10 protein-coding genes are annotated in these 8,170 nt (G+C 74.4%); 6 read left to right on the top strand and 4 right to left on the bottom strand.

The features are described from left to right. Window positions 1–22 precede the first annotated feature (22 nt). On the bottom strand, window positions 23–562 hold the full coding sequence (locus VR44_RS26605; RefSeq protein ID WP_045950140.1) for a GNAT family N-acetyltransferase: 540 nt from the start codon (window positions 560–562) through the stop codon (window positions 23–25). Between the two features lie 142 nt (window positions 563–704). Between VR44_RS26605 and VR44_RS26600 the strand changes: the two genes are divergently transcribed. The 3 genes from VR44_RS26600 (at window position 705) to VR44_RS26590 (ending at window position 3,079) form a co-directional block, all read left to right on the top strand. Further along, entirely contained in the window at window positions 705–1,385 is a 681-nt protein-coding gene (locus VR44_RS26600) for a DUF5134 domain-containing protein (RefSeq protein ID WP_094191932.1), read from the top strand. Between the two features lie 28 nt (window positions 1,386–1,413). Next, on the top strand, window positions 1,414–2,349 hold the full coding sequence (locus VR44_RS26595; RefSeq protein WP_045950139.1) for a M56 family metallopeptidase: 936 nt from the start codon (window positions 1,414–1,416) through the stop codon (window positions 2,347–2,349). A 106-nt stretch (window positions 2,350–2,455) separates the two neighbouring features. After that, window positions 2,456–3,079, top strand: coding sequence for a TetR/AcrR family transcriptional regulator (locus tag VR44_RS26590; RefSeq protein ID WP_045950138.1), 624 nt, complete (start codon window positions 2,456–2,458; stop codon window positions 3,077–3,079). Between the two features lie 17 nt (window positions 3,080–3,096). Here VR44_RS26590 and VR44_RS26585 read toward each other — a convergent pair whose 3' ends face one another. Then, window positions 3,097–4,584 (bottom strand): LVIVD repeat-containing protein, encoded by a 1,488-nt coding sequence (locus VR44_RS26585; protein WP_045950137.1) that lies wholly within the window; start codon window positions 4,582–4,584, stop codon window positions 3,097–3,099. 78 nt (window positions 4,585–4,662) lie between these two features. On the opposite strand from VR44_RS26585, the gene VR44_RS26580 reads away from it, so the two are divergent. The 3 genes from VR44_RS26580 to VR44_RS26570 are packed head-to-tail and all read left to right on the top strand — an operon-like array spanning window position 4,663 to window position 7,221. Next, window positions 4,663–5,319: a DUF305 domain-containing protein gene (locus VR44_RS26580; RefSeq protein WP_094191931.1), complete on the top strand. Its 657-nt coding sequence runs from the start codon at window positions 4,663–4,665 to the stop codon at window positions 5,317–5,319. Window positions 5,320–5,373: 54 nt separating this feature from the next. Then, window positions 5,374–6,732 (top strand): FAD-dependent oxidoreductase, encoded by a 1,359-nt coding sequence (locus tag VR44_RS26575; protein ID WP_045950136.1) that lies wholly within the window; start codon window positions 5,374–5,376, stop codon window positions 6,730–6,732. Between the two features lie 36 nt (window positions 6,733–6,768). Next, on the top strand, window positions 6,769–7,221 hold the full coding sequence (locus VR44_RS26570; protein WP_157880413.1) for a hypothetical protein: 453 nt from the start codon (window positions 6,769–6,771) through the stop codon (window positions 7,219–7,221). 52 nt (window positions 7,222–7,273) lie between these two features. Here the strand turns inward: VR44_RS26570 and VR44_RS26565 are convergent, their stop codons facing one another. Further along, window positions 7,274–7,639 (bottom strand): ArsR/SmtB family transcription factor, encoded by a 366-nt coding sequence (locus tag VR44_RS26565; RefSeq protein WP_045950135.1) that lies wholly within the window; start codon window positions 7,637–7,639, stop codon window positions 7,274–7,276. A gap of 138 nt (window positions 7,640–7,777) precedes the next feature. Beyond that, window positions 7,778–8,170, bottom strand: a 393-nt coding sequence (locus VR44_RS26560; protein WP_045950134.1) for an oxidoreductase, incomplete at its 5' end; no start/stop codon positions are given.

Here is an 8,170-nt window from a genome sequence, read left to right as displayed (position 1 = left end):
GCTCCGGGCGCGGCCCCGGCCGTCAGAGCGCCTTGACCAGCAGCTCGAAGGCCAGGTCGTCGCGGAGCGGGATGCCGAAGCGCTCGTCTCCGTAGGGGAAGGGGCTCAGTTCGCCGGTGCGCCGGTAGCCGCGGCGCTCGTAGTAGGCGATGAGCTCCTCCCGTACGTTCACCACGGTCATCCGCATCTCCGCGACCTTCCAGTCCTCGCGGGCCCGGCGCTCGGCCTCGGCCATGACCTCCTTGCCGAGGCCGGCTCCCTGGAGCCCGGGACGTACGGCGAACATGCCGAAGTAGGCGTGGTCCCCGCGGTGTTCGAGCTGGCAGCAGGCGACGAGTTCCGCGCCGCGCTCGACGACCAGGAGGGTGCTGTCCGGGTCCGCGATGATCGCGCCGACCCCACTCGGGTCGGTGCGCTGGCCGTCCAGGTAGTCGGCCTCGGTCGTCCAGCCGGCCCGGCTGGCGTCCCCGCGGTAGGCGGACTCGACGAGGGCCACCAGGGCCGGCACGTCCTCCTCCACGGCACTGCGGAAGCTCAGGGCGGCGGGCTGGGCGGTCGGCATCGGGCGCTCCGTTCGGTGCGGCGGCAGATCAGCGGCATATGACATGCCGCGGGGGTCTCAGAGAGCGTAACCCGCTCCCGCGTGAAGGGGGTGTGAGCAGGGCATCCCTTCCCGTGACGCCGACGAACCGGGAGGTTCCGCCGTGCACGGATCCGCGACGCCCCTTTCCGCCTCCGCCTGGCTGCTGGTCCTGCTCTGCGCCGTGAGCGGTGCCTACTGCCTGCTGCGGGCGCGCAGAGCGGACCGGCGGGCGCGGGGCATGGCCGCCGGCGAGGCGGTGATGGGCTTCGGCATGGCCGCGATGGCCGTGCCCTCGGGGACCGGTCCGTGGGGGCCGCAGATCCTCCTCGCCGTCTGCTGCGGGGCCTCGGTGCACGCGCTCTGGCTGCTGCGGGGCGGCGTGCACCACGCACACCACCTGGTGGGCACGCTGTCGATGGTGTACATGGCCGTGGCGATGACCGCCGGAAGCGGCCACGGGCACGGCCAGGCCGGGCTTCCGGTGGTGACCGGGGTCCTGCTCCTGTACTACGCCGGGTACGTACTCCTGGGCGGGGCCCGGCTGGTGACGGCCGGCGGGGTGCTGCCCGTCCCGGCGGGCGACGGCGGGCCGGGGGCGGTGCGGCCCCTGCCCGGGGCCCCTGCCCGGGGGGACGGGGGCCGGGGGGACGGGAGAACTCGTGCGTGCCTGCCGACTGGCCATGGCCACGGGCATGTTGGCGATGCTGCTGGGCGTGTGACGGCCCGCCGGACCGGCGGGGGCGGGGCTCCCCCGGCCCCGGAACGTGTCCTGCGTCACCAATGCTCCGGGCCCTACCCGTAGGTAGGGCGGCGCTCATAGGCTGGCGGACATGATGGTCCCCGCCGCCCTTCTGCTGCTCGGCGCACTGACCGCGTTCCTCGCGCCCCGGCTGCTGGCCCGCGCCCGGTGGCCGGAGCGGGAACCCGTGGTGGCGTTGTGGGTGTGGCAGTGCGTGGTGGGCGCGACCCTGCTGTGCCTGGGGCTGTCGATGCTGCTGAGCGCGGCCGCCGCCTGGCAGGCGGTGCGGGGACGGCTGTTCGCGGCGGCCCCGCACGGGGTGGTGGACGCGTACGGGCTGGGGACGGAGGGCGGGCCCTGGGCCGCCGGGACCGCCCTGGCGCTGGCCTGCGGGGGGCTGTGGACCGGGGCGATGCTGACGCGGGAGGTCCTGCGCGCGCGGGCCCGGCGGCGGGCCCGGGGCGCCGAACTGCGGCTGCGCGCCCCGCTGCTGCCCGGCGAGGACCCGGCGGCCGCCCGGCTGGTGGTGCTGGAGGGGCCGCGTCCGGAGGCCTGGTGGCAGCCGGGGCCGGCGCCGCGGCTGGTGGTGACGACGGCGGCGCTGGGCCGGCTGAAGGGCAGTCAGCTGGACGCGGTGCTGGCGCACGAACAGGGGCACGTGGCGGCGCGGCACGACTGGCTGCTGCACTGCTCGCGGGCCCTGTCGCAGGGGTTCCCGCAGGTGCCGGTCTTCGCGGCGTTCGAGGCGGAGATGGACCGGCTGGTGGAGCTGGCCGCCGACGACGTGGCCTCGCGCCGCTACGGCCGGCTGACGGTCGCCCTCGCCCTGGTCGGTCTGAACGAGGACCGGGGCGTCTTCGGCCCCGCCTCCGCCCAGGCGCACGTGCCGGAGCGGGTACGGCGTCTGCTGTCGGCCACTCCGCGCCTGCCGGCCGGCCGCCGGCTGAGGCTCACGGCGCTGGCCACCCTGCTGCCGGCGGTACCGCTGGTGGTGGCTTTCGTACCGGGCCTCCGGGCGCTGGCCTGATCCGGCCCGCTGAACGCGCCCGCCCGAGGCGATCCCCCGCGTCGCCCCGGGCCGACGGCTTCACGCTGAGTATATTGGCTCGGAGCCAGTCAACGCAGGAGTAAGCATGTCCCCGCGCAGCGCCTCGGTCAATGAAGAATTGCGCAGACGTTCCCGGGAGCGGCTGCTGCAGGCCACGGTCGAACTGGTTGCCGAGCGCGGCTACGAGGCGACCAAACTCGGCGACATCGCCGACCGGGCGGGCGCGGCCCGCGGCCTGGTGTCGTACTACTTCCCCGGCAAGCGGCAGCTGCTCCAGTCGGCGGTGCACCGGCTGATGCACCTGACCCTGGAGGAGGCCCTGGAGCGGGAGCCCCGTACGGACGACGGCCGGGAGCGGCTGGCCCGGGCGGTCGACGCGATCCTGGGGCTGGCCCGCGACCAGCCGCGGCTGATGCGCACCCACATGGCCGGGATCCTCCAGGCGGAGGGGTTCATCCAGTGCCCGGAGCAGCAGCGGCTGGCGCAGCTGCTCCGGGACACCGTCACGCGGTACGGCTCGGCGGACGTGGACACCGACTACCCGATGCTGCGCGCGCTGCTGATGGGAGCGGTGGTGGCGGTCCTGCTGCCGGGGGCGCCGATGCCGGCGTCGCGGCTGCGGGCCGAGCTGTTCCAGCGGTACGGGCTGGAGTGGGAGCGGGGGTTCCCGCCGGACGGCGGACCGCCCGGCGGAACGTTTCCTCCGTGAGTGCCCCCTGAGTGGGGTCAGTGGTACTCGGGCTGGGTCTGGACGTTGAGCCGGTCCATGCGCACCCGCTTGGCGCTGTCGGTGCGCCGGTCGTCGAGCCTGAGCACGTCGAGGCCCTTGACGATGTCGTTCGAGTAGATGTGCCCGTTGTAGTAGTACGCCGACCAGGAGCCGCCCAGGCCCAGCCGGTCGGTGGTCAGCGGGCCGCGCTCGAAGTAGCCGATCTCCTTGGGCTGCGCCGAGTCGGTGAAGTCCCAGACCGAGACCCCGCCCTGGTACCAGGCCTGGACCATGATGTCGCGGCCGTCGCCGACGGGGACCAGCGAGCCGTTGTGGGCCACGCAGTTCTCGGTGTCGGCCTGGTGGCGCGGGATCTTGAAGTAGCCCCGGAAGACCAGTTTGCGCTGGTCGCCCGTGCCGGTGATGTCGTAGATCCCGTCGGCGCCCCGGTTGGGTCCGGTGGCCTCGTTGCAGGTGGCGGCGCCGCCACCGCCGAGCTCGTCGGTGAACACCACCTTGTCCGCGTCCTCGTTGAAGGTCGCCGAGTGCCAGAACGCGAAGTTCACATTGTCCTGGACCCGGTCGATGACCCTCGGGTGCTCGGGCTCGCTGATGTCGAAGAGGATGCCGTCGCCCATGCAGGCGCCCGCGGCCAGGTCCTCGGACGGCAGCACGGTGATGTCGTGGCAGCCGGTGGTCTTGGAGACCCCGGGGTTGGTGGGCGCGCCGGGGTTGCCGCCGTCGGGGAAGAGCACCGGGAAGCCGACGACGGCGGCCTGGGTCGGGGCCTTCCTCGGGACCTTGACCACCGAGATCCCGTCGTGCGGGGGCTGGCAGTCGGGGAAGGCCTCGCTGGGCGAGTACGAGGAGACGTAGAGGTAGATGTCGCGGCCGCCCGGCACCAGGGTGTGGGTGTGCGATCCGCAGGCCGTCTCCACGGACTTGATGTACTTGGGGTTCTTCTTGTCCTTGATGTCGAAGATCTTGATGCCCTCCCAGGAGGACTTCTCCGTGGCGGGCTGCGAGACGCTGTTGCAGGAGTCGTCGTTGCGCGAGGAGTCGGTGGACAGGAAGAGCAGGTCCCCGGAGACCGAGACGTCGTTCTGGCCGCCCGGGCAGAGGACCTGGGTGACGATCTTCGGGGCCTTGGGGTCGGCGATGTCGTAGATCGTGAAGCCGTCGTAGTTCCCGGCGTAGGCGTAGTCGCCCTGGAACGCCAGGTCGGAGTTGATGCCCTTGAGGCCGGCGTCGGGGATGTTGGCCAGGGGTTTGACGTTGGCGCTGTGCACGATCTCGTCCTGACCGGGGATCTCCCCGGGGGCGAGTTCACGGCCCGGCGCGCGGTCCGCGCTCTGCCGGGAGCCGGCGCCCGGGGACGAGTCGCCGGGGTCGGGGCTTGCGGCGGCCGGTCCGGCGGCGGCGAGGAGCGTGGTGAGGAGTCCGGCGGCCGCCAGGGCCGCCCCCAGACTCCGGTGGCGCACTCTGACGGTGTGCAGCAAGGTCACTGTGCCTCCCGTGGGGGCCCTGCGCTCCGTTCCCGGTGGGGGAAGCGGAACCTGGACCCCGGCAGTATCTTCCTTTCCATGGACATGGCAAACGCGTTACTCGGCCGATTCCTGGGGGCGGCGCTGGCCGCCTCACTCCTCCTCCCCCTCACCGGCTGCACCACGGGTGACGGCGCCCCACGGGAGGCCGGCGACGGCTCCCCGGTGGTGGTCGCCCCGGGCAGGCCCGGCGAGGAGTCCCGCACCCTCTCCCCCGGACAGGCGGCCCGGCAGCGGCCCGACGACAGCCCCAACGCCGCCGACCGGGCGTACGTACGGCGCATGATCGAACACCACCGGCAGGCCCTGACCATGAGCGCCCTGGCCCCCGAACGGGCCTCGTCGGACGGGGTCAAACGGCTCGCCGAGCGGATCGCGGCCGCGCAGGGGCCCGAGATCGGGGCCATGGAGAAATGGCAGGCCCGCTACCCGGCACCGGCCGGCGCCCCGGCCGGCCACGACCACGGCGCGATGCCGGGCATGGCCACCGAACAGCAGCTGCGGGAGCTGACGCAGGCCCACGGCGCCGACTTCGACCGGCTCTTCCTCCAGCTGATGACGGCCCACCACGAGGGGGCGCTGACGATGGCGGGCGAGGCACTGGCCCAGGGGAACAACGGCGCCGTCGAGGAGATGGCGAACGAGGTCGTGGCCGTCCAGAGCGCCGAGATCCACCGGATGCGCGCGATGGGCTGACGGCCGCGGGGGCCGGTGGCATGCTGGGGAGCATCCGCGGGAGGGAGTTCCGCCGTGCTTCGTGTCGCCGTCGTCGGTTCGGGCCCCAGCGGGGTCTACGCCGCCCAGACACTGGTCGGGCAGCGCGAGGTCCCGGGCGTACGGGTCGACGTGCTGGACCGGCTGCCGGCCCCGTACGGCCTCGTGCGGTACGGGGTGGCCCCCGACCACGAGAAGATCAAGTCGCTGACCGGAAACCTGCGCTCCGTGCTGGAGGACGAGCGGATCCGGTTCCTCGGGAACGTGGAGGTCGGCGGCGCACCGCTGACCACCGCCCGGATGCTGGAGCTGTACCACGCGGTGGTGTACTGCGTGGGCGCGGCCCGGGACCGGATGCTGGGGATCCCGGGCGAGGAGCTGGCCGGGGTGCACTCCGCGACCGCCTTCGTGTCCTGGTACAGCGGGCACCCGGACGCGGGCTCCTTCGACCTCGGCGGGGTCCGTTCGGCGGTGGTCGTCGGCGCGGGCAACGTCGCGGTGGACGTGACCCGGATCCTGGCCCGGGGCGTTCCGGAGCTGGAGCCCACCGACATGCCCCAGCCCGCGCTGGGCGCGCTGGCGGACAGCGGGGTGCGGACGGTGGCGATGGTGGCCCGGCGCGGCCCCTCACAGGCCAAGTTCACCACCAAGGAACTCCGCGAGCTGGGCACCCTGCCCGGGGTCGAGACCCGGGCGGACGCCGCCGAGCTGGCCCTGGACCCGGCGTACGCCGACCCGGCCGCGGCGGCGGCCCTGCCGGCGGTGGCCCGGCGCAACCTGGAGGTGCTGCGGGGCTGGGCCGAGGGCCCGTCGGCGGGCGGGGACGGCCGGCGGGGCATCAAGCTCCGCTTCTACCTGCGCCCGGTGGAGGTGTTGGGCGGCCCGGACGGTCGCGTCCGCGGGATGCGCTTCGAGCGGACCGCGCCGGACGGCCGGGGCGGGGTGACCGGGACGGGCGCGTACGAGGACGTGGAGGCGCAGCTGGTGCTGCGTTCGGTGGGCTATCTGGGGGTGCCCCTGCCCGGCCTGCCCTTCGACCCGGCCACCGGCACCGTGCCGCACGCGGCGGGCCGGGTGGTCCGCGCGGGGCGGGCCTCGGTCGGGGAGTACGTGGCGGGCTGGATCAAGCGCGGCCCGACCGGGGTGATCGGCACCAACCGCCCCTGCGCCAAGGAGACGGTCTCCTCCCTGCTCCAGGACGCGGGCGCCCTGGCCCGCCGCGATCTGCCCGGCGACCCCCTCGACGCCCTGCGGGCCGCGGGCCTGCGCCCGGTGGAATGGCCGGGCTGGCTCGCGATCGAGGCGGCCGAGGAGGCCCTGGGCCGCTCCCTGGGCCGCCGCTCGGTGAAGATCCCCGACTGGGCGGGCCTGCACGCGGCGGCGGGCCTCGCGTAGGGTGGCCGGTTCCGTTACCGGTCAGGGGAGTTGGGGATGGGGAAGGCGTTACGGCAGGGTACTGCCGGGGTGCTGACGGTGCTCGCCTGCGGGGTGCTGCTGGCGGGGTGCACGGAGAAGCGCGAGGTGAGCGTCGGGCCGGACCCGACGCACCGCCCCACGGCCCTGGCCACGACCGCGGGGCCCGGCCCGACCGTCACGGCCACCGCCGCGCCACCGGAGGCCGCGGCCCTCGCGGAGCGCTACCGGGCGGCGGGCGGGGACCCGGCCGTGTACGGAATCCAGCGCGAGGCGGGCCCGGACGGCGTGCCCCGGCTGGTCGTGCGCACCCGGGACGCGAACGGGGACGACACCGTGTTCAGGAAGCAGCACGCCTCGATCGCCTCCTACCTGAGGGCCCAGGAGGGCGTCCCGCTCGCCGGCGGCTACCTGATCGACGTCTTCGGCCCCGACGGCCGCCTGCTGCACCGCCTGGACACCCGGCCCTGACCCGGGTGGCCGGGGCCGCGCGCGCCCGGCCCGCAGTCCCGGGAGTACGGGGTCATGGGCGGGCCTGGGCCTGTGGCCCCAGTCTCGTCTCCTCGGCGGCGGCGGCCGTCAGGAGGGTGTCGAGGAGGCCGGGGAAGAGGGACTGGAGGTCCTCGCGGCGGAGCCCGTTCATCTTGGCCGTGCCGCGGTAGATCTGGCGGACGACGCCGCTCTCGCGCAGGACGCGGAAGTGGTGGGTGGTCGTGGACTTGGTGACCGGCAGGACGAAGTCCGAGCAGGCCAGTTCGACCTCCCGGTCCGCGAGTTCGCGGACGATGGAGAGCCGCAGCGGGTCGGAGAGGGCGTGCAGGACGCCCTCCAGGCGGATCTCCTCCCGCTCGGGGTGGGCCAGGGCACGGGGCGCGTCACGTTCCGTCATGTCCTGCTCCGCTCCTTCGGTTCCGGCCGGGCTGTCGGGCCGGGGTTCCCATGGTACGAGAACCTTCGTACGACCGGCCCGGGTGCGGCGCGGGAAACGGGCGCGGCGCGGGAACGGGTGCCCCGCGCCGCACGCCGTTCACCAGGCGCGCTGGTACTGGCCGGGAATCCTGGGCTCCGCGCCCAGTTCGGCGGCCGCGCGGCGGGCCCAGTACGGGTCGCGCAGCAGCTCGCGGCCGAGGAGGACGGCGTCGGCCTCGCCGTTGGCCAGGATCTTCTCCGCCTGCTCCGGCTCGGTGATCAGCCCGACCGCGGCCACCGGGAGGGTGGTCTCGGCCTTGACGCGGGCGGCGAAGGGCACCTGGTAGCCGGGGCCCGTGGGGATCTTCACCCGGGGGGCCAGACCGCCGGTGGAGACGTCGAGCAGGTCCACGCCGTGCTCCTGGAGCAGGGCCGCCAGCCGGACCGTCTCGTCGGCGGTCCAGCCGTCCTCCTCCAGCCAGTCCGTGGCGGAGATGCGGAAGAACAGCGG

Origin of the sequence: Streptomyces katrae, from assembly GCF_000966975.1 — a bacterium.
Taxonomy (GTDB): domain Bacteria; phylum Actinomycetota; class Actinomycetes; order Streptomycetales; family Streptomycetaceae; genus Streptomyces; species Streptomyces katrae.
The sequence above is the reverse complement of the archived record's forward strand: the minus strand, read 5'-3'. Positions and strand labels throughout refer to the sequence as shown.